The sequence below is a fragment of the Azorhizobium caulinodans ORS 571 genome, assembly GCF_000010525.1.
GTDB classification, from domain to species: Bacteria; Pseudomonadota; Alphaproteobacteria; order Rhizobiales; family Xanthobacteraceae; genus Azorhizobium; species Azorhizobium caulinodans.
In genome coordinates, this window is record NC_009937.1 from 3,225,734 (window position 1) to 3,250,981 (window position 25,248).

General features: G+C 68.7%; 21 protein-coding genes and 1 tRNA gene. 10 read left to right on the plus strand and 12 right to left on the minus strand.

The genetic code is table 11. The features are described from left to right. Positions 1-95: 95 nt before the first annotated feature. Positions 96-2,324: a putative bifunctional diguanylate cyclase/phosphodiesterase gene (locus AZC_RS14655; RefSeq protein ID WP_012171358.1), complete on the minus strand. Its 2,229-nt coding sequence runs from the start codon at positions 2,322-2,324 to the stop codon at positions 96-98. 186 nt (positions 2,325-2,510) lie between these two features. Next, positions 2,511-3,920: a magnesium transporter gene (mgtE, locus tag AZC_RS14660; protein WP_043879412.1), complete on the minus strand. Its 1,410-nt coding sequence runs from the start codon at positions 3,918-3,920 to the stop codon at positions 2,511-2,513. A 285-nt stretch (positions 3,921-4,205) separates the two neighbouring features. Here mgtE and AZC_RS14665 point away from each other — a divergent pair, with 285 nt between their 5' ends. Both AZC_RS14665 and AZC_RS24475 read left to right on the plus strand, forming a co-directional pair. Beyond that, positions 4,206-5,036 (plus strand): polysaccharide deacetylase family protein, encoded by an 831-nt coding sequence (locus AZC_RS14665; protein WP_043879413.1) that lies wholly within the window; start codon positions 4,206-4,208, stop codon positions 5,034-5,036. A gap of 121 nt (positions 5,037-5,157) precedes the next feature. Then, positions 5,158-6,432, plus strand: a complete 1,275-nt coding sequence (locus tag AZC_RS24475) for a polysaccharide deacetylase family protein (protein WP_052285945.1) — start codon at positions 5,158-5,160, stop codon at positions 6,430-6,432. A gap of 55 nt (positions 6,433-6,487) precedes the next feature. On the opposite strand, the gene AZC_RS14675 is transcribed toward AZC_RS24475, so the two are convergent. Together AZC_RS14675 and AZC_RS14680 are read right to left on the minus strand one after the other, a co-directional pair. Further along, entirely contained in the window at positions 6,488-6,997 is a 510-nt protein-coding gene (locus tag AZC_RS14675; RefSeq protein WP_158304120.1) for a GNAT family N-acetyltransferase, read from the minus strand. Positions 6,998-7,227: 230 nt separating this feature from the next. Continuing rightward, a tRNA-Leu gene (locus AZC_RS14680) sits at positions 7,228-7,312 on the minus strand. A 166-nt stretch (positions 7,313-7,478) separates the two neighbouring features. On the opposite strand from AZC_RS14680, the gene lipB reads away from it, so the two are divergent. Continuing rightward, entirely contained in the window at positions 7,479-8,183 is a 705-nt protein-coding gene (lipB, locus tag AZC_RS14685) for a lipoyl(octanoyl) transferase LipB (protein WP_043879414.1), read from the plus strand. A 42-nt stretch (positions 8,184-8,225) separates the two neighbouring features. Here lipB and ruvX read toward each other — a convergent pair whose 3' ends face one another. Further along, complete coding sequence (ruvX, locus tag AZC_RS14690) at positions 8,226-8,723, minus strand: Holliday junction resolvase RuvX (RefSeq protein ID WP_043879415.1); 498 nt, start codon at positions 8,721-8,723, stop codon at positions 8,226-8,228. 155 nt (positions 8,724-8,878) lie between these two features. Here ruvX and AZC_RS14695 point away from each other — a divergent pair, with 155 nt between their 5' ends. From AZC_RS14695 to AZC_RS14715, 5 genes are all read left to right on the plus strand, one after another. After that, the gene (locus AZC_RS14695) at positions 8,879-9,589 is read left to right on the plus strand and encodes a metal-dependent hydrolase (RefSeq protein ID WP_012171365.1); all 711 of its coding nucleotides are present in this window, start codon (positions 8,879-8,881) and stop codon (positions 9,587-9,589) included. A 66-nt stretch (positions 9,590-9,655) separates the two neighbouring features. After that, positions 9,656-11,482, plus strand: coding sequence for a DNA helicase RecQ (gene recQ / locus AZC_RS14700; RefSeq protein ID WP_012171366.1), 1,827 nt, complete (start codon positions 9,656-9,658; stop codon positions 11,480-11,482). A 102-nt stretch (positions 11,483-11,584) separates the two neighbouring features. After that, a complete protein-coding gene (gene gatC, locus AZC_RS14705; RefSeq protein ID WP_012171367.1) occupies positions 11,585-11,872 on the plus strand; it encodes an Asp-tRNA(Asn)/Glu-tRNA(Gln) amidotransferase subunit GatC in 288 nt (95 codons plus the stop codon). Further along, positions 11,869-13,350, plus strand: coding sequence for an Asp-tRNA(Asn)/Glu-tRNA(Gln) amidotransferase subunit GatA (gatA, locus tag AZC_RS14710; RefSeq protein ID WP_012171368.1), 1,482 nt, complete (start codon positions 11,869-11,871; stop codon positions 13,348-13,350). Before gatC ends, gatA begins: the two co-directional genes overlap by 4 nt. Next, on the plus strand, positions 13,341-13,655 hold the full coding sequence (locus tag AZC_RS14715; RefSeq protein ID WP_244421725.1) for a chorismate mutase: 315 nt from the start codon (positions 13,341-13,343) through the stop codon (positions 13,653-13,655). The genes gatA and AZC_RS14715 overlap by 10 nt, the downstream gene beginning before the upstream one ends. On the opposite strand, the gene AZC_RS24480 is transcribed toward AZC_RS14715, so the two are convergent. Next, positions 13,652-14,758, minus strand: a complete 1,107-nt coding sequence (locus AZC_RS24480; protein WP_052285946.1) for a glycosyltransferase family 2 protein — start codon at positions 14,756-14,758, stop codon at positions 13,652-13,654. The two genes, AZC_RS14715 and AZC_RS24480, sit on opposite strands and share 4 nt — an antisense overlap. A gap of 138 nt (positions 14,759-14,896) precedes the next feature. On the opposite strand from AZC_RS24480, the gene gatB reads away from it, so the two are divergent. Continuing rightward, positions 14,897-16,375, plus strand: a complete 1,479-nt coding sequence (gene gatB, locus AZC_RS14725) for an Asp-tRNA(Asn)/Glu-tRNA(Gln) amidotransferase subunit GatB (protein WP_012171371.1) — start codon at positions 14,897-14,899, stop codon at positions 16,373-16,375. 87 nt (positions 16,376-16,462) lie between these two features. Here the strand turns inward: gatB and dprA are convergent, their stop codons facing one another. From dprA to AZC_RS14745, 4 genes are read right to left on the minus strand one after another with little or no spacing between them, the layout of a single operon-like run. Further along, positions 16,463-17,587 (minus strand): DNA-processing protein DprA, encoded by a 1,125-nt coding sequence (gene dprA, locus AZC_RS14730; protein WP_012171372.1) that lies wholly within the window; start codon positions 17,585-17,587, stop codon positions 16,463-16,465. Then, positions 17,584-18,207, minus strand: coding sequence for a glycerol-3-phosphate 1-O-acyltransferase PlsY (gene plsY / locus AZC_RS14735; protein ID WP_012171373.1), 624 nt, complete (start codon positions 18,205-18,207; stop codon positions 17,584-17,586). Before plsY ends, dprA begins: the two co-directional genes overlap by 4 nt. 58 nt (positions 18,208-18,265) lie before the next feature. Continuing rightward, entirely contained in the window at positions 18,266-19,561 is a 1,296-nt protein-coding gene (locus tag AZC_RS14740; protein ID WP_012171374.1) for a dihydroorotase, read from the minus strand. Then, entirely contained in the window at positions 19,554-20,519 is a 966-nt protein-coding gene (locus AZC_RS14745) for an aspartate carbamoyltransferase catalytic subunit (protein WP_012171375.1), read from the minus strand. The genes AZC_RS14740 and AZC_RS14745 overlap by 8 nt, the downstream gene beginning before the upstream one ends. 299 nt (positions 20,520-20,818) lie before the next feature. On the opposite strand from AZC_RS14745, the gene AZC_RS14750 reads away from it, so the two are divergent. Then, positions 20,819-21,250: a hypothetical protein gene (locus AZC_RS14750; RefSeq protein WP_052285947.1), complete on the plus strand. Its 432-nt coding sequence runs from the start codon at positions 20,819-20,821 to the stop codon at positions 21,248-21,250. A gap of 55 nt (positions 21,251-21,305) precedes the next feature. Here the strand turns inward: AZC_RS14750 and AZC_RS14755 are convergent, their stop codons facing one another. Together AZC_RS14755 and alaS are read right to left on the minus strand one after the other, a co-directional pair. Then, the gene (locus AZC_RS14755; protein ID WP_012171377.1) at positions 21,306-22,244 is read right to left on the minus strand and encodes an AEC family transporter; all 939 of its coding nucleotides are present in this window, start codon (positions 22,242-22,244) and stop codon (positions 21,306-21,308) included. 233 nt (positions 22,245-22,477) lie between these two features. Further along, positions 22,478-25,123 carry an alanine--tRNA ligase gene (gene alaS, locus AZC_RS14760; protein WP_012171378.1) on the minus strand — a complete coding sequence of 882 codons (2,646 nt, stop codon included), beginning with the start codon at positions 25,121-25,123 and terminating at the stop codon, positions 22,478-22,480. Positions 25,124-25,248: the final 125 nt, after the last annotated feature.

Sequence of the window (25,248 nt, forward strand, 5' to 3'; positions counted from 1 at the left end):
GACATGGGCGCGGACTTCTGCGGTCCGGCTGCTGGGGGATCGTAGAACAGGAAGCGGCGGGCGGGAAAGCGGCGGGGAGACGCGGCGGACCCGCCTCAGACGGGCGGGACGGAACGGCCGGGCGGGCGGCGCGTGGTCTGGAACTGCTCCCGGTTCTGCGCCACGAGATCGGCGGCGGCGGCTGCCGGCAGCGGCGCGGAGAAGAGGAAACCCTGCGCCTGCTGGGCGCCGAAGGCCCGCAGGAAGCGCACCTGCTCGAGATTGTCCACGCCCTCGGCGGTGAGCGTGATGCCGAGCGAGCGGCCGAGCCGGATCACATGCTCGACGATGGAGGCCGCATCACGCTCCACCCCGAGATTGGCGATGAACGAGCGGTCGATCTTGATCTTGGTGACGGGAAAGTTGCGCACGTGCAGCAGCGAGGCATGGCCGGTGCCGAAGTCATCGAGTGCGAGGCGCACGCCGTGGGCCCGCAGACGATCCAGCGTCTCCTTCACATCCCGGCCGCTGTCCAGCATGGCGCTTTCGGTCAGCTCGATCTCCAGCCGCTCCGGCGGAAAGCCGGTCTCCCGCAGCACGTCCAGAATGCGCTCGGCCATGCCGGGGTAGCGCAGGTTCACCGGCGACATGTTCACCGCCAGCGAAATGCCACCGAACGCCTTGGCCTCCAGGCAGGCATGGCGCAGCACCCAGGCATCGATGCGGGTGATGAGGCGGGTGCCTTCCGCGACCCACAGGAACTCGCCCGGCAGCAGCCGCCCGCGCTGGGGATGGTTCCAGCGCACCAGGGCTTCCAGACCCACGATGCGGCGGGTCTCAAGATCCACCTGCGGCTGGTAGACCATGGAGAACTGTCCGCGCTCCAGCGCCTCCGCCAGTTCGGTCTCCAGCGTCAGGCGGTGCTGGAGCTCGCGCTCGAAATGCGGCTGGAAGCGCACCGCCGCGCTGCGTCCCATATGCTTGGCGCGGTAGAGCGCCATGTCGGCCCGCCGCATGAGGTCGTCGCCATAGGTGGCGTCATGGGGCGCGAGCGCGATGCCGATGGAGGCACTGACGCCGAGTTCCGCACCGTCGATGGCGATGGTCTGCTCCAGCGAGCGGAACACCGCTGCGACGATGCCGTCCACCTCCCGGGCATGCGCAAACGGCATGAGCAGCACGAACTCGTCGCCGCCAATCCGTCCGGCAAGGCCCGAGGGCGCGGCGCAGGCGGACAGGCGATCGCCCACCGTGCGCAGCAGGGTGTCGCCGGCGGCATGGCCGAGCGTGTCGTTGATGTCCTTGAAGCTGTCGAGGTCCACGAACATCAGCGCGACGCCGCGCTCCGGCGGCAGGTCCATCAGCACGTTCTGGAGCTGCGCCAGCACCTGCGCGCGGTTGGCGAGACCGGTCAGTGTGTCCTGCGAGGCGAGGATGGTGGCCTGCGCCTCGCTCTCGGCCAGCGCCGCCGCCGATCGGCGGGCTTCCCGCAGCATGAGGACGCACATGGCCAGAAGGAAGGTGGAGAGCAGCGCCACCGGCGGCGCCACCTGCTTCAGGAAGGTGAGCCCCGGCCGATCCTCCGGCCAGGTGATGGAGATCGGCCGGCCATCCACCATGTCGCGCAGCGCCAGCGTGGTGGTCGTGGGGCCAGCCCCCTCCTGCAGATGGAAGGCGCCCGCATTGAAATTCTGGCCGAGTTCCCGGAACAGGTCCTGATTGAGGAGATCGACCGTCACCGCATAGACCGGCCCCGCGCCGCCCGCCGTCCGGGTGCCCGGGGCGCGATTGACAGTGACCGCGCGGACAGCCGCAAGACCCGACAGCTTGCCTTGGGAGACGACGCCCGAAGCTTCCTTCTGGGCCTGCGCCTGCTGCACGATCTGCCTGAGCGCCGGCTTCATGTCCTCCAGCGCACCGGGCGAGAGGCTCTGGCCGGACGAGGAAGCGTAGAGCACCTGTCCGTCCTGATCGAGCAGGAAGTTCTGTTCGAAGCCGAAGGTGTCATTCAGCGGGCGGCCAAAGGCCTGCTGGAACCACGCCTCGCTGAGCGCGCCTCCCGATGGGGCGGGATTTTCCGCGTTGGAGGCCGCGGCCTTCAGCGCCTGGACCATGTGCTGGGTATGGGCGTCGAGAAAGGCCCGGACCGCCTCCCGCTCGCGCTGTTCGCGGGCGAGATCCCATTGCATCAGCCCCCAGACGAGAAAGGCCAGCAAGCCGCCGGCGATGACCAGCATGGCGGTCAGGAGCCAGTGGTTCGAGGGTTTCCCGCTGCGCTTCAGGGCAAACGTGATGGGAGCCTCCGTCGACGCGGGTTCCGGCGCCCCCCGGAATCCGGCGGTCATGTTCTAGGGACCCTCGCCTGCAACCCGCAAGCTGATCTGTGTCGCATGTGCGAAGAAATCACGTGCGCTGGTGGATTACACCCTAATTTTAACGCGCGCCCCATGTTTATATCGGGCCTATTTCCCAGGCGTTGCAGCAACCATCGCGGGACAATCCGTGGCGCTGCTCTTGCGAGGTCTGCAATTTCAGCCGAGGTGAAACCACAGCGAGGCGAGACCGAGAAACGCGAAGAATCCGACCGTATCGGTGACGGTGGTCACAAAAACACCGGACGCCACCGCCGGGTCCTGCCGAAAGTAATGCACGGTGAGCGGGATCAGGATGCCGAACAGGCCCGCGGCCAGCATGTTGATGACCAGCGCACAGGCGATCACGCCGCCGAGCTGCCAGTTGCCGAACCACAGCGCCGCGATGAGACCGAGGAGGCAGGCGAGCGCAAGGCCATTCGCCAGCCCCACCAGCACCTCGCGCAGCACGATGCGCCGCGCGTTATGGCTGCCGAGGTCGCGGGTCGCCAGCGCCCGCACAGCCACCGTCATGGTCTGGTTGCCCGCGTTGCCGCCCATGGAGGCGACGATGGGCATCAGTACGGCCAGCGCCACCATCTTCTCAATGGACACGGCAAACAGGTCGATGATGGAGGCGGCGAGGAACGCGGTGCCGAGATTGACCACCAGCCACGGCAGGCGGCTCTTCGCCGTATAGGCGACCGTGTCGGAGAGTTCCTCGTCGCTGCCGACGCCGGCGAGCGCGCGCAGATCCTCGTCCGCCTCCTCCTGGATCACGTCCACCACGTCGTCGATGGTCATCACGCCCACGAGGCGGCCGGCATCGTCCACCACCGGGGCCGAGACGAGGTTGTAGCGCTCGAAGGTGCGGGCCACCTCCTCCTGGTCCTCGCTGGCCTTCACCACCTGCACCCGCTCGGTCTTCACCGCCGTGACCAGCACGGAGCGCTTGGTGCGCAGCAGACGATCGAGCGGCACCGCGCCCATGAGGTGATAGGCCGGGTCCACCACGAACACCTCGTAGAAGGTCTCGGGCAGGTCGTCGGTCTGCTGCACGTAGTCGAGCACGCGGCCGACGGTCCAGAACGGCGGCACCGCAATGAAATCCGTCTGCATGCGCCGGCCGGCGCTTTCCTCGGGATAGTCGAGGGAGCGCTGGAGGGCGACGCGTTCGGGCGCCGGAATGTGGGCGAGGATGGCCGCCTTGTCGTCCGCGTCGAGGTCTTCGAGGATGTAGACGGCATCATCCGACTCAAGCGTGCGGATGCCTTCCGCCACCATGAGCGGCGGCAGGTGACTGAGCAGACCGACGCGGTCGGTCTCGTCGAGTTCGGTGAGCGCGGTGAAGTCGAAATCCGCACCGAGCGTTTCGACGAGCCGCACCCGCGCCTCGGCGGGCAGCGCCTCGAGGAGATCGCCCATGTCCGCTTCATGGAGATCCCTGAGCCGGGCGCGCAGTTCGTCCGAAGGCCCCTCGGCCAGCCCGGCCTCCACGGCGGCGAGGAAGGCCTCCGAGATGGCGTCATCCGCATCCCGGATCGGCGGCAGCAGAGTGGCGACATCCACGGCCTCGGCTTCCTCGCGCATGGCTCGCCTCCTCAAGGGTCAGGATTGATATGGGCCGGCCGGAGGTCTAGAGCCTGCTCCGGACCGGCTGAGCCGGAGCCGCCTGCGCATCGCCCCTTCCAGGGCGCGATGCCGCTGCGGCTGTCCGGCCGAACCGCTCACCGGGCGTGGACGCGGCCGCACCTGCCTATCGACGGACAGGAGCGGTCGGTTCCACGGTCAGGACCATGATTCCGCACTGCAACGGCTCTAAGGGGCGGGCGCGGACAAGGCAACGGGCCCATGCCCTTACAGGAGCCGCACGGCATGCCCGCCAGCAATGTAAGTCGCACCTGCGTCCTTCTCGCCACGGTTCTGGCGGCCGTGCTCTCGTTCGCGCCCGCTCGGCCCGCATCCGCGGCGTCGGCGGCCGCCGCCTGCCCCGGCCGACCGGATGCGCTCGGCACCACGCGCGTGATCGAGGTGCCGGCGGGGGTGCAGGTGGGCACCAAGTCCTTCCCCCAGACCCTGCCGCTGGAGAAGGGCGAGGTGGTGCTGACCTTCGATGACGGCCCCTGGCCGCACACCACCGCCGCCATTCTCGACGCCCTGAAGGCCGAATGCGTGAAGGCGACCTTCTTTCTCATCGGCGAGAACGCCCGAGCCCGGCCCGAACTGGTGAAGCGGGAGATCGCCGAAGGACACACGGTCGCCCACCACTCCATGACCCATCCCGATGCGACGCTCGCCAAGCTGCCCTTCCCTGCCGCGATGGCGGAGGTCACGAAGGGCATGGCGGCGGACGATCTCGCCGCCTATGGCAGCGCCGGATCGGCCGAGCAGCTGGCACCGCGTGTGCCCTTCTTCCGCTTTCCCGGCTTTGCTTCCACCCCCGAGTTGCTGGAAGCGCTCCGGGCCCGCGGTGTCTCCGTCTTCGGAGCGGACTTCTGGGCGTCCGACTGGAACAAGATGACGCCGGAGCAGGAACTCGCCCTCGTCCTGCAGCGCCTCGACGCGACCGGCGGCGGCATCGTGCTCTTCCACGACACGAAAGCACAGACGGCGGCCATGATTCCGGCGTTCTTGCGGGCTTTAGCTCAGCGTGGCTACCGCGTGGTCCACATGGTTCCCGCCCGCCAGCGCGCGACCGAACGTTAGCTTGTCTCCACCGCCCGCAGGCGCAGAACCTGCGGACGCGGAAGCGCCACGGGCCGTTCGCAACGGGCGGCCCCGTCTTCAGAAGCGGCGTCGCCGTCCGGCGCCATGCGGGTTACGGCACATGCGTTCCATCCTCCTGGCGGGGCTCGTCGCCTCCATCGCAAGTTCAGCCCTCGCACAGTCGGTTCTCCCGGCCGCGCCTTCCCCGCAGTTGCCGGCCGCTCCGGCGCTTCCCGCCGCTGCCCCCATCGCTCCCGCGGTCCCGGCCGCTGCCGCCGCGAGCGCCACGCCCGCCAGCACCGGGGCCGGCCTGACGCCGCCGCCGCAACTGCCGCCGCCCTCCGCCTGCCCCGGCAATCCCGATGCGCTCGGTGTCTCGCGGGTGATCGCCATCGATCCGAAGACCAGCCCCTTCCTCGGCCGGCTGCAATACAAGCAGACGCTGCCGCTGGAAAAAGGCGAGGTGGTGCTGACCTTTGACGATGGCCCGCTGGCGCCCATGACCACCCGCGTGCTCGACACGCTGGCCCATGAGTGCGTGAAGGCCACCTTCTTCATCGTCGGCCGCATGGCCCATTCCAATCCGCACCTGCTGCAGCGGACGCTGGCGGACGGCCACACCATCGGCACCCACAGCGAGACCCATCCGCTCATCTTCCCCAAGCTCACGCAGGAAGCGGGCGTTCAGGAGATCGAGCAGGGCTTCGCCTCCGTCACCAAGGCGCTCGCGCCGGTGGGCGCCGCGCCCAATCCGTGGTTCCGCTTCCCCGGTCTCGGCCGCACCAAATTCTACGAGGCCTATACGCAGGAGCACGGCATCGCCGTCTTCAGCGTGGACGAGGTGGCCGACGACTGGATGCATCTGAAGCCGGAAGAGGTGGAGAAGCGTGCCCTCGACCGGCTGGAGGCGCGGGGCGGCGGCATCCTGCTGCTGCACGACATCCAGCCTGCCACTGCCGTCATGCTGCCGAACCTGCTGCGCGAACTGAAGGCGCGCGGCTTCCGCATCGTGCATGTGGTGCCGGCGACCGCCGGCATGGTGGCGAGCCTCCCCGGCCCCGGTCCGCGCGGGCATATCCAGCCCGCCGCAGCCAGCGCGACCACCGCCGCGCCCGGCACCGCTCCGGCCAAGCCCGCGCAACCCAAGCCCGCGACCGCGCCGAAGCCCGCAACACCCGCGACGGCCACCGCCCGTCCCGTCCCCCCCACACCGCGGACGACAGCGACCACCGCCGCCGCGCCGGCTGAACCCGCCGCCACGGGCGCCCCCCAGGCCATCTCCCCCCACGCGCAGGCCGGTGATGGTGGCTCCGATGCGCCGGGCCTCGGCCAGTTCTGGCCGCGCCTGTGGAACGACACGATGAAGGGCCTGTCGGGCGGCACCGACAAGAACTGAGAGGCGTGGTTGCGGTTCTGGCCCGACCGCCGCCCTCCAGTAGACTGGATTGGTCTCAGTCTTCGAAGCGGCGCTGCATGAGCAGAACGTCGTGCCTCTGGCCATCTGTCCCGAGGAAATGTTCGTCCATGACGCCCACGCGACGGTAACCGAAACGTTCATGAAGCCGAATCGAAGACGGGTTGTCGGTGCGTATTTCAGCCAGAAGACTGATCAGACCCAGTTCCTCGCGTGCGATCATCAGCAGGGCGCTTAGCGCTACAGCGCCGACGCCGCGGCCGCGGTAGCCTTCCGCAAGCGCAATACCGCCATATGCCTTCGGCGGCTCGTCGACCCGACTGATCTGGATGAAGCCAACGGCTGCGCCGTCCGTTTCGGCGATGACGCGAAAAAGCCCGCCTGGCGCCGAGGACCGCCGCGCGATCCATTCCCTGACAGCGTCGTCGTCCGTCCGCTCAGGAACCGAAAGGAGCATGTTCTGCAGCCGGGAATCGCGGCGCATCTGAGCCAGAACGGCAAAATCAGCATCCACCGGCCGTCGGGCGATGAAGCCGGACACCGCCACGCAATCGCTCATATGAAGAACCTACCGCGCTGATAATAAGAGCTCATATACAAGCTGACGCTGACGCGAAGCTAACGCAACGAGAGCCGGCCTTTCGCGATCGCACGTTCCCGTGTGACGGGCCAAGCGGACGGGAAGCGGGTGCAGATGGCCGGAACCGGCAGAGGCGAAAGCGGAAAAGAAAAAGGCCCGCCGGATCGCTCCGGACGGGCCTTTTTTCTACCAAAACCTGGTGCGGACGAGAGGACTCGAACCTCCACGGGTCTCCCCACTAGCACCTCAAGCTAGCGCGTCTACCAATTCCGCCACGACCGCAGTCAGGGATGGTGTCCGGTGCCGGCTTCATTCGAAGCACCCCGGCGCCGGGAGCCCTCGTCTAGCAAATCGAATCCGCGGCCACAAGGCCTCACAGTCGGCTTAAGACAGTTCTATATACGCACCTGTGGATGGCACCTCCGCCACTCTCCAGAACCTGAGCCAGATGAACGTTTCCTCGCGCCCGCGCTCGACGCTGACCACCGCCTTCCTGCCGAAGGACGCCGCCGCCCCGCCCGTGGACTGGACCATCAGCGACACGCCCGTCGCCTATCCGGACGCGGTCGCCGCCATGGAGGCGCGCGCCGCCGCCATTGCCGCGGGCGAGGCGCCGGAACTGGTGTGGCTGGTGGAGCATCCGCCCCTCTACACCGCCGGAACCAGCGCCCGGCGCGAAGACCTGATCGACCAGCGCTTCCCCGTCTATGAGAGCGGGCGCGGCGGGCAGTTCACCTATCACGGTCCCGGCCAGCGGGTGACCTATGTGATGCTGGACCTCAAGCGCCGCGATCCGGATCTGCGCCGCTATGTGGGGGCGCTGGAGGCGTGGCTGATCGCGACGCTCGCCGCCTTCAACATCACCGGCGAGCGGCGCGAGGACCGGGTGGGCGTGTGGGTGCCGCGCGGCGGCGGCGTGGAGGACAAGATCGCCGCCATCGGCATCCGCGTGCGCCAGTGGGTGAGCTTCCACGGCATCTCGCTGAACGTGGACCCGGACCTCACCCATTTCGGCGGCATCGTGCCCTGCGGCGTGCGCGAGCACGGGGTGACGAGCTTCACCGACCTCGGGCTGCTGGTCTCCATGCCGGAAGTGGACAGCGTTCTGCGCGTCGCCTTCGAGGAGATCTTCGGGCCGACGCGGCTCGCCTGACCGCGCTGGCGCACGGGCGGCGGCAAAACGCGCCGCCCCCTTTCAGAACCGCCGGCCGTTCAGGAAGTCGATGGCCCCTTGCAGGATGAAGGCGGCGGCGTGCTGGTCGATGACATTCGCCCGCTTGGCCCGGCTCACGTCCGCCGAAATCAGCGCCCGCTCCACCGCCACCGTGGACAGGCGCTCATCCCAGAAGGCGATGGGCAGGCCGGAGAGGCGGGCGAAGTTGCGGGCAAAGGCACGGCTCGCCTGCACGCGCGGCCCCTCGCTGCCGTCCATGTTCAGGGGCAGGCCGAGCACGAAGGCCACCGCCTTGCGCTCGCTCGCCAGCACCATCAGCCGCTCGGCATCCTGCGTGAACTTGGTGCGCTTCACCGTTTCCACGACGGTGGCGAGACGCCGGTCGGGATCGCAGGTGGCCACCCCGATGGTCTTGGTGCCGAGGTCGAGCCCGAGCAGCGAACCGCGTTCGGGCAGCGCCGCCGCGATCTCGGCAAGGGGGCCAACGGTGGCGGCGGGCTTCGGCGTCTCGTCTGTCATGCGCCCTTTAAGCAGCCTTTGCAGGCTCTGGCCACTCGTCCGCACGGCGGTGTGAACCACAGGAGCGGCGGGTGCGTTGCGGGCGCGGGGCCCTTCACCGATACTCCGCCGCCATTCGATCCCTCCCTTGCGTCTTCATCCGAAAGGGCTTTCCCATGAAGATCACCTGGCTCGGCCATGCCGCCTTCCGCCTCGATTTCGCCGGCACGGCGGTGCTCATCGACCCCTTCCTCACCCACAATCCGGTCTTCAAGGGCGATGTGGCGGAGGTCTCGAAGGGCGTCAGCCACATCCTTCTCACCCATGGCCATTCCGACCATATCGGCGACACGGCTGGCATCGTGAAGGCGGCCGAGGCGGAGGGGCGCAAGGTCATCGTGGTGGCCAATCCCGAAGTGTGCGGCTTCCTGAGCGGACAGGGTCTGTCTGCCTTCGAGCCCATGAACACCGGCGGCACGGTGAAGCTCGACGGCTTCTCCGTCACCATGGTGCGGGCGGACCATTCCTCGGGCGGCGATGGCTCGAACCCCACCTATCTCGGCAATCCCAACGGCCTCATCGTGAAGGCGGCGGGCGAACCGACGCTCTGGCATCTGGGCGACACGGACCTGTTCTCCGACATGGCCCTCATCAGCGAAATCCATCAGCCGAAGGTGGCCATCGTGCCCATTGGCGACCGCTTCACCATGGGGCCGGAGACGGCGGCGCTGGCGGTGCGGCGCTTCATTTCGGCCGAGACGGTGGTGCCCTGCCACTACGGCACCTTCCCCCTGTTGGTGCCGGATGCCTCGGGCTTCGTCGCCGCCCTTCAGGGCCACAGCGCCAAGGTGGTGGTGCCGAACAGCGGGGAAAGCTTCGAGGTCTGAGCCTCCTCACCCCCCGCCCGGTGTCGCGATGCGTTGCCCGCGCGCCGGGCGGGAGTATAAGGGGCCATGCTCCCCGTTCTGCCGCTTGAGTCGCACTCCGATCCCCGGGACGTGCTGCGTCACGTCTTCGGCTACGACAGCTTCCGGGGACGTCAGGCGGAGATCGTCGACCATGTGGTCGCCGGCGGCGACGCGCTGGTGCTCATGCCCACAGGCGGCGGCAAGTCGCTCTGCTATCAGGTGCCGGCGCTGGTGCGGCCGGGCACCGGCATCGTCATCTCCCCCCTCATCGCCCTCATGCACGACCAGGTGCAGGCCCTGCGCCAGCTGGGCGTGCGGGCGGCGGCGCTCAATTCCACACTCCAGCCCGCAGAGGCGCGGCAGGTGGAGCGCCAGCTCGCCATGGGCGAGCTCGACCTGCTCTATGTGGCCCCCGAGCGCCTGCTGACGGACAGCTTCCTGACCCTGCTGCAAGGGGCGCGCATTGCCCTCTTCGCCATCGACGAGGCGCACTGCGTCTCCCAGTGGGGCCACGATTTCCGCCCGGAATACCGCCAGCTCACACTGCTGCACGAGCGCTTCCCCTCCGTGCCGCGCATCGCGCTCACCGCCACCGCCGACGGGCCGACCCGGCGCGAGATCGTGGAGCGGCTGGGGCTGGAGAACGGCCGCGTCTTCCTCTCCAGCTTCGACCGGCCGAACATCCGCTACCGGATCGCGCCGAAGGCCAATCCCAAGGCGCAACTGCGGGCCTTCCTCGACGACCATGAGGGAGAGGCGGGCGTCATCTACTGCATGAGCCGCGCCAAGGTGGAGCAGACGGCGCAGGCGCTGGTGGACGAGGGCCGCTTCGCGTTGCCCTATCATGCCGGCCTCGATGCGGAGACCCGCGCCCGCCATCAGGACCGATTCCTGAAGGAGGAAGGGGTCATCATGGTGGCCACCATCGCCTTCGGCATGGGCATCGACAAGCCGGACGTGCGCTTCGTTGTCCATCTCGACCTGCCCAAGAGCATCGAGGCCTATTATCAGGAGACCGGCCGCGCCGGCCGCGACGGCCTGCCGTCCGAGGCGCTGCTGCTCTATGGCGTCGAGGATGTGGCGAAACTCATCCAGTTCGTGGAGGCCTCCGACGCGCCCGACGCCCGCAAACGGGTGGAACGGCAGAAGCTCGATGCGTTGCTCGGCCTTTGCGAGACGGCGAGTTGCCGCCGGCAGGTGCTGCTCTCTTATTTCGAGGAGACGCTGGACGAGCCCTGCGGCAATTGCGACACCTGCCTTGAGCCGGTGAAGACCTTCGACGGCACGGAAGCGGTGCAGAAGCTGCTCTCCTGCGTCTATCGCACCGAGCAGCGCTTCGGCGCCGGCCATGTGATCGACGTGCTGCTGGGCGTGGCAAACGAGCGGGCGCAGCGGCTCGGCCACGACAAGCTCTCCACCTTCGGCATCGGCACCGACCTCTCCCGCGACGAATGGCGGGCGGTGGTGCGGCAGGTGGTGGCCCTCGGCCTCCTGAAAGTGGATGTGGAAGGCCACGGCGGCCTCAGCCTCTCGGACGACTGCCGGCCGGTGCTGCGCGGCGAGCGGCGCGTGCAACTCAAGGCCGAGAAGCGCACGAAGCCGGCGCGCGCCACGGGCGGCGCCCGCGCGCCGCGGCCCACGCTCTCGACGCCCGATGACGAGCGCCTTTACCAGAAGCTCCGCGCGCTGCGGCTTGAACTGGCGCGCGCGCAGAGCGTTCCCCCTTACGTGATCTTCCACGATGCCACGCTGATGGAGATCGTGCGCGTGCGCCCGCGCTCGCTGGCGGCGCTGGGGGATGTGTCAGGGGTGGGCGAGGCCAAGCTGGAGCGCTACGGACCGGTGTTTCTGGAGGCGGTGCGGGCCGGCTGAAGGTGTGTTCCGAAGCCGGTGGGTCATGCGTCTGGCCCCGGCATGAGGCTTTCACCCGCCCGATGCCCTTGCTATAGCGGCCTTAGTTTTAAGGAGCATGTCATGTCCGTCGATCAGGCGACCGTCCGCCGGGTGGCGCATCTCGCGCGCATCGCGGTGAGTGAGGAGGAGCTGGAGCCGCTCAAGGGCGAGCTCAACGCCATCCTCGCCTTCGTGGAGCAACTGGCCAATCTCGACGTGGCCGACGTGGAGCCCATGACCGGCGTCATCCCCATGGAACTGCCCATGCGCGAGGACGTGGTCACCGACGGCCACTATCCCGAGAAGATCCTCGCCAATGCCCCGGAAGCCGAAGGCGGCTTCTTCACTGTTCCGAAGGTGGTGGAATGACCGCGCTCAACCAGCTCACCCTCACCGAAGCGCGCGAGGGCCTCGCCACCGGCGAGTTCACGGCGGTCGAACTGACGCAGTCCTATCTCGACGCCATGGCCGAGGCCCGCACCCTCAACGCCTATGTGCTGGAGACCGCCGACAAGGCGCTCGCCATGGCCGCCGAAAGCGACAAGCGCATTGCCTCGGGAGATGCCGGCAAGCTGGAAGGCCTGCCCATCGGCGTGAAGGACATGTTCTGCACCGACGGCGTGCGCACCACGGCCGGCTCCAAGATCCTCGGCGATTTCGTGCCGCCCTATGAATCCACCGTCACCAGCCAGCTCTGGCGCGACGGCGCGGTGATGCTGGGCAAGCTCAACAATGACGAGTTCGCCATGGGCTCGTCCAACGAGACATCGGCGCAGGGTCCGGTGGTGTCGCCCTGGCGGCGCGAGGGCGATTCCGCCCCGCTGGTGCCCGGCGGCTCGTCCGGCGGCTCGGCGGCGGCGGTGGCCGCCTTCCTGTGCGCGGGCGCGACCGGCACCGACACCGGCGGCTCCATCCGCCAGCCCGCCGCCTTCACCGGCACGGTGGGCATCAAGCCCACCTACGGCCGTTGCTCGCGCTTCGGCATCATCGCCTATGCCTCGTCGCTGGATCAGGCCGGGCCCTTTGCCCGCACGGTGAATGACGCCGCCGTGCTGCTGCGCTCCATGGCCGGCTATGACCCGAAGGATTCCACCAGCGTGAACCGGTCCGTGCCGGATTACGAGGATGCGGTGGGTGCCTCCATCAAGGGCAAGCGCATCGGCATCCCGCGCGAATATCGCGTGGAGGGTCTCGATCCCGAGATCGCCGGCATGTGGGAAGAAGGCGCCCAGTGGCTGCGCGATGCGGGCGCGGAGGTGGTGGACATCTCGCTGCCCCACACGAAGTACGCCCTGCCCACCTATTACATCGTGGCGCCGGCCGAGGCCTCCTCGAACCTCGCCCGCTATGACGGCGTGCGCTACGGCACCCGCGTCCCCGGCCGCGACATCATCGACATGTACGAGCGCACCCGCGCCGCCGGCTTCGGGCCGGAGGTGCGTCGCCGCATCATGATCGGCACCTATGTGCTCTCGGCCGGCTATTACGACGCCTATTACGTGAAGGCCCAGAAGGTCCGCACCCTCATCAAGCGCGACTTCGACGACGTGTTCGCGCAGGGCGTGGATGCGGTGCTCACCCCCGCCACCCCCTCGCCCGCCTTCGGCATCGGCGAGAAGGGCAGCGCGGACCCGGTGGAGATGTATCTCCAGGACATCTTCACCGTCACCGTGAACCTTGCCGGCCTGCCGGGCATCTCCGTGCCCGCCGGCCTCTCCTGCAAGAACCTGCCGCTCGGCCTCCAGCTCATCGGCCGCCCGTTCGAGGAAGAGACCCTCTTCTCCCTCGCGCAGGTGGTGGAAGAGGCCGCCGGCCGCTTCCCCGTCGACGACCTGTGGTGGAAGTGATCTCCGAACAGGAGGCGGCCGCGCGCCGCCTCCTGAAGCACCTGCGGGGCGAGATCGACGCCATCGACGACCGGCTTGTCGATCTGCTCACCACCCGCCTCGGCGTCGTGGAGCGGGTGATCGCCATCAAGACGGACGCCGGCATTCCGGCCCTGCTGCCGGATCGCGTGGAGGAGGTGGTGGCGCGCGTACGGAGCCGGGCGCAGGACACCGGCCTGCCGCCGGACCTCTCCGAGAAGCTCTGGCGCACCCTGATCCAGTGGACCATCGACTATGAGGACGCGCGGCTCGGCCGGGACGGCTAGCGCTTGACGAGGTTCCGCTTGCGCAGCGAGCGGAACAGGCGGCGGCCGACCGCTTTCCAGTAGGCCCTGGCCAGTTTCGACGTGGAGGCGGTGAGCCGGTCCATCTCCAGTTGCAGCGCATTGCGCTCCGCAATGACACGGGCGACCGCATCCGCGCTCATGTCGCCGCCCGCCGCCTTCACCAGCGCGTCTCCGGCTGCCGCGCGCGCGATGAGCTGGTCGAACAGGCCGATCACCTGTGCATAGGGCGGGGAGACCGCCAGCTCCGGCCATTTCAGCGTGCCGCGCCGCTCCGTGAAGGGCCGGTCGGCGGCCGCCTCCAGCGCATAGCCGGCGCAATAAGCGGGGATGATGGCGGCGGACGGGCTGAGCGCAAAGCGTGGCTCGTCCCGCAGCGCCTGCGCGCCCGCCACCAGCGTCGGCACGAAGTTCGCCGTGTAATCCTCCCGGCTGCGCCAGCCCACATAATGCTTCATGCATTTGACCGCGATCTGGTCCACGGAGCGGATCGCGAAATGGGCCAATGGGACGCGCGGCAGCGTGTGGGTGGGCACCCGCACGCCGTGGCTGAGGAGCGAATGGTTGCCCTCGTCGAAGGCGAGCGTCGCATCCTTCAGCAGAGCCTTGGGGGCAAGGCTCTTGAAGACGCTGGCGGGATTGTAGCCGAGCGACTGGCGCACCCGCGTCAGCGGATCGGCGATGGCCATGTCGTCATTCGGGCCGGCGAGATAGCGCATCTCCGCAAACGCCCCGGCCATGCCGGCGGGGATGGCGGCAAGGTCTTCCTCGAACACCGCGCGGTCGCTCGCGCAGATCATCTCGTCGGCATCGAGGGGCAGGATGATGTCCCAGTCCTCATGCTTCTGGATGAGGCGCATGGCCGCCGTGGTGCGCCGCGCCTGATGGAAGGCGCCGGTCCAGCCATCCTCCAGCACCCGCACCGCGTCGCTCTCGGCGCACAGGCGCCGCAGGATTTCCGGCGTGTTGTCCGTGGAGCGGTCGTCGATGATGTACATGCGATCGACGAAATGGAGGTTGTGCCGGACGAACCCCTCAAGGATGTCGGCCTCGTCCTTGACGAGGGAGATGGAGGCGATGCGCATGAAGGGGGCCGACCTCGGACTGTGACAGGGCGCCATGTCTAGAGCGCGAACGGGTTGTGTCAATCGCTGCGGTTGCCACGCTTTGCCGGGGGGAGTAGGGGACAGGGCAGACCGTTTTCACATCCGCAAGGGATAGCGATGACCGCCCACGTCCGACCGACCGACGCCAAGAAGCTCATCAAGGGCGCCACCGGCAATTGGGAAGTGGTGATTGGCATGGAAATCCATGCCCAGGTCTCGTCCAACGCGAAGCTGTTCTCCGGCGCCTCCACCGCCTTCGGCGGCCCGCCGAACGACCATGTGTCGCTGGTGGACGCGGCCATGCCGGGCATGCTGCCGGTCATCAACAAGGAATGCGTGGCGCAGGCGGTGCGCACCGGCCTCGGTCTCCGGGCGCAGATCAACCTGCGCTCCACCTTCGACCGCAAGAACTACTTCTATCCGGACCTGCCGCAGGGCTACCAGATCAGCCAGTACAAGAGCCCCATCGTGGGTGAAGGCGAGGTGATCGTGGACCTGCTGGACGGCGAGAGCTTCGTCGTCGGCATCGAGCGCCTGCATCTGGAGCAGGATGCCGGCAAGTCTATCCACGACCTGTCCCCCACCCTCTCCTTCGTGGACCTCAACCGCTCCGGCGTGGCCCTCATGGAGATCGTGTCCCGCCCCGACCTGCGCTCGTCGGAGGAGGCCCGCGCCTATGTGACCAAGCTGCGCTCCATCCTGCGCTATCTCGGCACCTGCGACGGCGACATGGAGAAGGGCAACCTGCGCGCCGACGTGAACGTCTCCGTGCGCCGCCCCGGCGAGCCGCTGGGCACGCGCTGCGAGATCAAGAACGTCAATTCCATCCGCTTCATCGGCCAGGCCATCGAGGTGGAGGCCCGGCGCCAGATCGAGATCCTGGAGGATGGCGGCGTCATCGATCAGGAAACCCGCCTGTTCGACCCCAACAAGGGCGAGACGCGCTCCATGCGCTCCAAGGAAGAGGCGCACGATTATCGCTACTTCCCCGATCCGGACCTGCTGCCCCTCGTGCTGCATGCCGATTTCGTGGAGGAGTTGAAGTCGCACCTTCCCGAGCTGCCGGACGAGAAGAAGGCGCGCTTCATCGCCGACTACGGCCTCAGCCCCTATGACGCGAGCGTGCTGGTGGCCGAGCGCGACACGGCGGACTATTTCGAGCAGGTGGCCAAGGGCCGCGACGGCAAGGCGGCGGCGAACTTCGTCATCAACGAGCTGTTCGGCCGCCTGAACAAGGACGGCAAGGACGTCATCACCTCGCCCGTCTCCCCGGCGCAGGTGGCCGCCATCGTCGATCTCATCGGCGAGGGCGTCATCTCCTCCAAGATCGCCAAGGACCTGTTCGAGATCGTCTATACGGAAGGCGGCGATCCGCGCGTGCTCGTGGAGGAGCGCGGCCTGAAGCAGGTGACGGACACCGGCGCCATCGAAAAGGTGGTGGATGAGATCATCGCCGCCAATCCCGACAAGGTGGCGCAGGTGCAGGCCAAGCCCACCATGCTGGGCTGGTTCGTCGGCCAGGCCATGAAGGCCTCCGGCGGCAAGGCCAACCCGCAGGCCCTCAACGACATCCTGAAGCGCAAGCTCGGCATCTGAGCGGCGCGTCCTAGACAGTGAGACACCGGCCTTCGGGCCGGTGTTTTCGTTTGGAGGCCCGGAGAGCATCCGACGCCCTCCCCGGCCTCACATGAGGGCGACGAGCCCGCCGCGCTGGCGCTCCAGACGGCCGGCGAGTTCCAGTTCCAGCAGCACGACCTGCACCTCGGCGGCGGAGGCCCCCGACAGCCGCACCAGATCGTCGAGGGCGGTCGGCACCGGCGACAGCAGTTCGAGGATGCGCGCCCGCACGCCCTCGTCCGGCCCGCCCTCGGGAGCGCGGGGCGGACGCGGCGCCTCAAATGTCTCGTCCCCGCCTCCTGGCAGCGGTCGCTCCAGAAGCGGCTTCAGGGCGTCGATCACATCCTGCGGTTCCGTGACGAGCGTGGCCCCCGCCTTCAGCAGGCGGTTGGTGCCCCCCGCGCGCGGATCAAGCGGCGAACCGGGGATGGCGAAGACCTCCCGCCCCTGCTCATTGGCGAGGCGCGCGGTGATGAGCGATCCGGAGCGCTCCGCCGCCTCCACCACCAGCGTGCCGAGCGCCATGCCGGAGACGAGCCGGTTGCGGCGGGGAAAGTCGCGCGCCCGCGCTTCCCAGCCGAGCGGCATTTCGGAGACGACGGCGCCCTTCTCCGCCACAGCCTGGATCAGCGGCACGTTCTCCGCCGGATAGGGCCGCGAGAGGCCACCCGCGAAGACGCCGATGGTGCCGCCCGCGAGCGCCGCCTCATGGGCCGCCGTATCGATGCCGCGCGCGAGCCCGGAGACCACCACGAAGCCGGCCGCTGCCAGATCGCGGGCGAAGCGGGCGGCAAGGGTGCGCCCGGCCGCCGAGGCGTTGCGGGCACCCACGATGGCGACCTTCGGCGCCGCCAGCATGGCGTCGGACCCGCGCACGCTCAGCACCGGCGGGGCATCGTCAACGGCCCGCAGCGCGGGCGGATAGGCGGTGTCCCCCATGAGCACCAGCCGCCCGCCGAGCCGCTCCAGCGCGCCGAGTTCGGCCTGCGCCTCATCAAGGGTCGGGATGCGCGGGGGCATCAGCCGTCCGCCGCGGCGCGCGAGCGCCGGCAGGGCCTCAAGGGCGGCCGCCGCGCCGCCGAACTGGTTGATGAGCGCCCGGAAGGTGCGCGGGCCCACGTTCTCGGCGCGGATGAGCCGCAGCCAGTCGAGACGCTGCGCCCGTGAGAGCCGCGTCCCGACGCCGGTCATCCCTTGGCGCCGATCTTGGTCTCCGTGCCCGAGAGCAGGCGGGAGATGTTGGCGTGGTGCTTGATCCAGAGCAGCACGGCAAGCAGCGCCATCAGCACCGCCACATCCGCCCGCCCGAGCGCCCACGCCGAGAGCGGCGTCGCGACCGAGGCGGTGAGCGCCGCCAGCGAGGAATAGCGGAACAGGAAGGCCATCCCCAGCCACACCACGGCGAAGACCACCAAGGAGGGCCAGAACAGGCCGAGCGCGATGCCGAGGAATGTGGCGACGCCCTTGCCGCCCTTGAACTTCAGCCAGACCGGCGCGATGTGGCCGATGAAGGCGCCGAGGCCGGCGATGAGCGCCGCGGGCTCACCCCAGAAGTGGCGGGCGAGCAGCACCGCCGCCGTGCCCTTCAGCGCGTCGCCCAGCAGCGTGGCGGCGGCCAGATCCTTGCGGCCGGTGCGCAGCACATTGGTGGCGCCGATGTTCCCCGAGCCGATGGTGCGGATGTCCTGCGTGCCCGCGAAACGGGTGATGAGGATGCCGAACGGAATGGAGCCGAGCAGATAGCCCAGCACCAGAGCGGCGAGCGCCAACGTCAGCGGGATTTCGGCGAGGAACGGCACGGAGGCTGGCATTCAGGTCCCGATCATGTCGGGGCGGCGGGCCGGCTCGAGACCGCCCGCCGCCGCGAGGTCAAACGTATTCGTACACCGTGCGGCCGGCAACGATGGTGCGCAGCACCCGCCCCTGAAGCCGCGCGCCGTCGAACGGCGTGTTGCGCGAGCGCGACTTGAGGTTCGCCGGATCGAGCACCCAGGGCATCTCCGGATCGAGCACGATCACGTCCGCCGGGCTGCCTGCCTTCAGCGTGCCGCCCTTCAGGCCGAGCAATTCCGCCGGCCGGGTGGAGAGCGCGCGCAGCACGTTCACGAGGTCCACATCGCCCGCATGCACCAGCCGCAGGGCGGCGCTCAGCAGGGTTTCGAGACCGATGGCGCCGGGCTCGGCCTCCGAGAACGGCAGGCGCTTCATCTCCACGTCCTGCGGATTGTGGTCGGACACCACCACGTCGATGAGGCCGGAGGACAGCGCCTGGATGAGCGCCACCCGGTCGTCCTCCGCCCGGAGCGGCGGCGACACCTTGAAGAAGGTGCGGTACTGGCCGACGTCCAGTTCGTTGAAGGAGAGGTGGTTGATGGACACCGAGCCGGTGACGGCGAGACCCGCCTCCTTCGCCCGCGCCAGAACCTCCAGCGATTCGCGGCAGGTGATGGAGGCGGCGTGATAGCGCCCCCGCACCCCATCCACGAGGCGCAGGTCGCGCTCCAGGACGATGGTCTCCGCCGCCTTCGGAATGCCCGGCAGGCCGAGACGGGAGGCGAACAGCCCCTCGTTCATGGCGCCGCCCGACATGGTGGCGTCCTCGGTGTGGTGGACAATGAGGGCGTCGAAGTCGCGCGCATAGGTGAGCATGCGGCGCAGCCCCTGCGCGGACGCAATGGAGCGCGCGCCATCGGTGAAGGCGACGGCGCCGGCGGCCTGCAGCAGGCCGATCTCGGTCATCTCCTCGCCCTTGAGGCCCTTGGTGAGGGCCGCCATGGGGTGGATGCGCACCACGGCTGTATCGCGGGCGCGGCGCAGGATGAAGTCCACGATCGCCGGATCGTCCACCACCGGATCGGTGTCCGGCTGGCAGACGATGGTGGTCACGCCGCCCGCTGCCGCCGCGTGGCTGGCGGAGGCCAGCGTCTCGCGATGCTCGGCACCGGGCTCGCCGATGAAGGCACGCATGTCCACGAGGCCGGGCGCGACCACAGCGCCCTTGCAGTCCACGACCTCGGCGCCATCCGGCACGCCGGCGGCGGCGATGCCGAAGGCGGCGTCCTTGATGACGCCGCTGGCGAGCAACACGTCGCCGCGGAAATCGGCGCCGCGCGAGGGATCGATGACGCGGGCGTTGGCGAGAAGAAGCGGATGCGGCTCAGTCACGTTCGGCTCCCGTCGCGTTGGGCAGCTTGCGCGCCAGAGCGTCCAGCACCGCCATGCGCACGGCGACGCCCATTTCCACCTGCTCGCGGATCAGCGACTGCGCACCGTCCGCCACCGCCGAATCGATCTCGACGCCCCGGTTCATGGGGCCGGGATGCATCACCAGCGCATCGGGCTTGGCCCGTTTCAGCTTGGCTTCGTCGAGGCCGTAATAATGGAAATATTCCTTCACCGAGGGGATGAAGGAGCCGGCCATGCGCTCGCGCTGGAGCCGCAACATCATCACGATGTCCGCCCCTTCGAGACCGCTCTCCATGGAGCGGTGCACCTCGACGCCGAAATTCTCGATGCCGGTGGGCAGCAGCGTAGACGGCGCCACCACCCGCACCCGCGCGCCGAGCGTGTGCAGGAGCAGGATGTTGGAGCGGGCGACGCGCGAATGCAGGACATCGCCGCACACCGCCACCGTCAGCCCCTCGATCCGCCCCTTGTTGCGGCGGATGGTGAGGGCGTCGAGCAGCGCCTGGGTGGGATGCTCATGGGCGCCGTCGCCGGCATTCACCACGCAGCAGTCCACCTTGCGGGCGAGCAGCGCCACGGCGCCCGACGCATGATGGCGCACCACCAGGATGTCGGGGCGCATGGCGTTCAGCGTCATGGCGGTGTCGATGAGCGTCTCGCCCTTCTTCACCGAGGAATTGCCCACCGACATGTTCATCACGTCGGCCCCGAGGCGCTTGCCCGCCAGCTCGAAGGAGGACTGGGTGCGGGTGGAGGCCTCGAAGAACAGGTTCACCTGCGTGCGGCCCCGCAAGGTCGAACGCTTTTTCTCGATCTGCCGGTTGAGGACGACGAATTCCTCAGCCAGGTCTAGGAGGCCGACGATTTCCGGCGCGGAAAGGCCTTCGATGCCGAGGAGGTCGCGGCGATCGAGGGTGAAGAATGGGGCTGTGATCATGGCAGGCCGCAGGCTTAGCGAGACTCACGCGGGTGAGCAAGCTCGCCCTGCGCCGCGCGCCCGGACCGTCGCCACGCTTCCGCCGCAAATCTTGCGATTTCCTTGATGTCACCATGATTGAACGCAAGTCGTCACAGGAACGGCCGGTTCCGTTCAGGGCCGGTTAAGCCCGCGCCGCAGTAATAAAAACACCGCGAGCGAAGCCACAATTTAGCTCCGATCGCGTTCGATGAAGGATGCAACAGCGTTTTCAGGCGGCCACTGGTGTGAGGTCGAGGCAGACGCTGAGGAGACAAGTAATGGCAAGCAGTGTTGCAAGACGGGTTGCCGCGATCGGCCTCGTTGCTGCGCTCGGTATCCCGGCCGCGTCCCCGGCTTTTTCCGCCTCGCTCGCCAGCGGCGCGGGCCTTGCGCCCCGTGCGCCGGCCCAGGTGAGCACCGTCCAGTATTACGGCCCGCCGCCGCCCTGCTGGAACTGCGGCCGCCGCTACCACAACAACAACGGCGCCGCCGTCGGCGCGGGCATCGCGCTCGGCATCCTTGGTGCCGCCGCCATCGCGGGCGCGGCCAGCGCCAATTCGGCGCCCCCGCCAGCCGTCGTCTATACCGCGCCCCCGCCGCCCCCGCCGGTGGTCTATTACGCCCCGCCCCCGCCGCCTCCGGTGGTGTACAGCGGTCCCGCCCGGTGCTGGTACTCGGCCCCCGGCGGCGGCTACTGGGGTCCCTGCTGAATGACGAAGGGCGGCTCTTAGGCCGCCCTTTCCTTTTGAGCCCGCAGCTTCGCCCTTACGGCACCACCATCTTCAGCGCGCTCAGCACCAGCGGCAGAGACGCGGCCGCGACGATGATCTGGAACGTCAGCATTTCCGCCAGCAGCGGCGCATCGCCCCCCATCTGCCGCGCCAGCACATAGCCGTTCGGTGCGGACGGCACGGCGCAGACGATGGCCAGCACAGCCAGTTCCGTGCCGCTGAGGCCGACGGCCAGGCCGAGCAGGATGGCGACCGCGGGTTTGGCGAACAGCTTCAGTACCACCGCGAGAATCACCACCGGCTTCAGGCGATTGAGCCGGTCGAGCGCGAGCCCTCCGCCCACCACCAGCAGGCCGAGGGCCAGCGAGGCGCGGCCGAGAATGTCGCCGAACTCCACCACCACCTTGGGCACCGGCACCGCAAAACCGTTCAGCAGCGCGCCGGCAAGGCACGACCAGATGAAGGGGTTGCGCAGGAGCTGGCCGAGGATGAAGCGCGGCGTCGGCGCATGGGCCCCCACGTAGCGGGCCAGCACGATGACGCAGATGACGTTCACGGCGGGAATCATCGCCACCAGCGCCACCGCCGCCACCGTCACGCCCGCCGCACCGTAGAGCCCGCCGCAGACCGCGAGCGCCACGTAGGTGTTCCAGCGGGTGACGCCCTGGAACAGCGAGGTGAAGGCCGGGCCGTCGATGCCGGTAGCGTCCACGATGGGCCGGCGCAGCACGAGCAGCACCGCCGACATGATGAGGATGGCGCCGAACATGGCCCCCACCACGGCGAGCACGCTCACGCCCGAGAGGTCCGCCTTCACGGCCGAGACGATCAGCAGCGCCGGGAAGAGGACGAAATAGGTGAGCTGTTCCAGCGCCACCCAGTGATCGGGCTTCTTGAGCAGGACACGCCGCAGGACGACGCCGAGCACGATGACGAGGAAGGTCGGGATAAGGGCGGAGATGATGCTGAGCATGACGACGTCCGGGAGGGAGCGCCTCCATAGCCCCCGCGACCGGAGGAGGCCAGCGCAAGCCTTGCTGCACCGCCGCACGCCCTGCGGTCAGCGCAGAGCTCGCTGGCGGATACGCGGCCGGCCGGCCGCGCCCAATCGGATGTCGAGGGCCTGAAACGCAACCGGCGCCCGCGGACGGACCGGGGCGCCGGTTGTTCAACGGGGGCCGGAGCGCTTGTCCGGCAGAAGGGCGATCAGGCGCCGAGGGCGCTCTCGATGGCGGCGAGCGCAGCGTCGGCCTTGGCGCCGTCGGGGCCACCGCCCTGCGCCATGTCCGGACGGCCGCCGCCGCCCTTGCCGCCCAGCACCTCGACGCCGATGCGCACAAGCTTCTGCGCGTCGAACTTGCCCGCGAGATCGGCGGTGACGCCGACGACCAGCGCGCCCTTGCCATCGGCAGCCGTGTTGGCCACCGCCACGACGCCGGAGCCGATCTTGGTCTTGCCCTCGTCCACGATGGCCTTGAGATCCTTCGGATCGGCGCCCGAGATGGCGATGCGCAGATAGCGCGTGCCATTCACCTCGATGACCGCCGGACCCGATTCGCCGCCGCCGCCCATGGCGAGCTTCTTGCGCGCCTCGGCGAGATCGCGCTCCAGCTTGCGGCGCTCTTCCACCAGCGCGGCAACGCGGGCTTCCACTTCGGCGGTGGAGACCTTGAGCGTGCCCGCCGTGGTCTGGAGGGCCGTGCTCGCGGCATTGAGGTGGCGCCGGGCCGCCGTGGCGGTGAGCGCCTCGAGGCGGCGCACGCCCGCGGCGACGCCGCTGTCGGCCAGGACCGTAACGATGCCGATGTCACCCGTGCGCTTCACATGGGTGCCGCCGCACAGCTCCACCGAGAAGGGGGCGCCGTTGCCGGAATCGGTGCCCATGGACACCACGCGCACCTCATCGCCGTACTTCTCGCCGAACAGCGCGCGGGCGCCCGAGGCCACGGCATCGTCCACCGCCATCAGGCGGGTTTCGACCGGCTCGTTGCGCAGCACATAGGTGTTGGCGATGTCCTCCACCTGCGCCAGTTCGTCGGCCGTGAGGGGCTTCGGGTGGCTGAAGTCGAAGCGCAGCCGGTCCGGGGCCACCAGCGAGCCCTTCTGGGCCACGTGGTCGCCGAGCACGCGGCGCAGCGCCTCATGCAGCAGATGGGTGGCGGAGTGGTTGGCGCGCACGGCCGAGCGGCGTGCGTGGTCCACTTCGAGGGCGAGCGGCGTGCCGATCTTCAGCGTGCCTTCGGTGACCTCCACGTCATGCACGAAGACGTCGCCGAGCTTCTTCTGGGTATTGAGGACGCACGCCTTCACGCCTTCGCCGGAGACGAGGCCGCTGTCGCCCACCTGACCGCCGGATTCGCCATAGAAGGGGGTCTGGTTCAGCACCACGAAGCCGCGGGCGCCGGCGGGCAGCTCGGAGACTTCCTTGCCCTCCTGCACCAGCGCGCGCACGGCGCCTTCGGCGGTCTCGGTGTCATAGCCGAGGAACTCGGTCGCGCCCTCGCGCTCGCGCACGCCGAACCACACGGTGTCGGTGGCCGCTTCGCCCGAACCCGACCAGTTGGCGCGGGCCTCGGCCTTCTGGCGTTCCATGGCGGCGTCGAACGCCTCGCGCTCCACCTCGATGCCGCGGCCGCGCAGCGCGTCCTCGGTCAGATCGAGCGGGAAGCCGTAGGTGTCATAGAGCTTGAAGGCGACCTCGCCGGGGAAGCGGGCACCGGAGACAAGGCCCGCGCTCTCCTCCTCCAGCAGCGAGAGGCCGCGCTCCAGCGTGCGGCGGAAGCGGGTTTCCTCAAGCAGCAGCGTCTCGGTGGCCAGCGCCTCGGCGCGGACGATCTCCGGATAGGCGCGGCCCATCTCGCGCACCAGAACGGGCACGAGGCGGTGCATCAGCGGCTCGCGCGCGCCGAGGAGCTGCGCATGGCGCATGGCGCGGCGCATGATGCGACGCAGGACGTAGCCGCGACCTTCATTGGAGGGCAGCACGCCGTCGGCGACGAGGAAGACGGACGAACGCAGATGATCGGCGATGACCCGGTGGCTCGCCTTCTGCGGGCCGTTGGACGGCACGTTGGTGAGTTCCTGGACCTCGGCGATGATCGCCCGCATGAGGTCGGTCTCGTAATTGTCGTGCGTGCCCTGCAGAAGCGCGGAGATGCGCTCGAGGCCCATGCCGGTGTCGATGGACGGCCGGGGCAGGTTGAGCCGCTCGCCGGGGAGCTGCTCATACTGCATGAACACGAGATTCCAGATCTCGATGAAGCGGTCGCCGTCCTCGTCCGGCGAGCCGGGGGGGCCGCCGGGAATGTGGTCGCCGTGATCGAAGAAGATTTCCGAGCACGGGCCGCACGGGCCGGTGTCGCCCATGGCCCAGAAATTGTCCGAGGTGGGGATGCGGATGATGCGGCTGTCCGGCAGGCCGGCGACCTTCTTCCACAGGTCGTAGGCGACGTCGTCGTCATAATAGACGGTGGCGAGCAGCCGGTCCTTGGGAAGATCCCACTCCTTGGTGATCAGGTTCCAGGCAAGCTCGATGGCCCGGTCCTTGAAATAGTCGCCGAAGGAGAAATTCCCGAGCATCTCGAAGAAGGTATGATGCCGGGCGGTGTAGCCGACATTATCGAGATCGTTGTGCTTGCCGCCGGCGCGCACGCACTTCTGCGCGGTCACGGCGCGGGAATAGGGCCGCTTCTCGACGCCGGTGAAGACGTTCTTGAACTGCACCATGCCGGCATTGGTGAACATCAAGGTCGGGTCGTTGCGCGGCACCAGCGGGGAGGATGCGACCGCTTCGTGGCCGTTCTTGACGAAGTAGTCGATGAAGCTCGACCGGATCTCGTTCACGCCGCTCATGTACCGGCACCACACCCTGAAAGTCTTGGAACCACGCGGCCTGCGCGGAGCGCACCCGCCCTCCCCCGCCTTATGGCGGGACGCCGGTGCCGAGGGCCGAAGACCCAAGGCGCACAGCGCCCAAA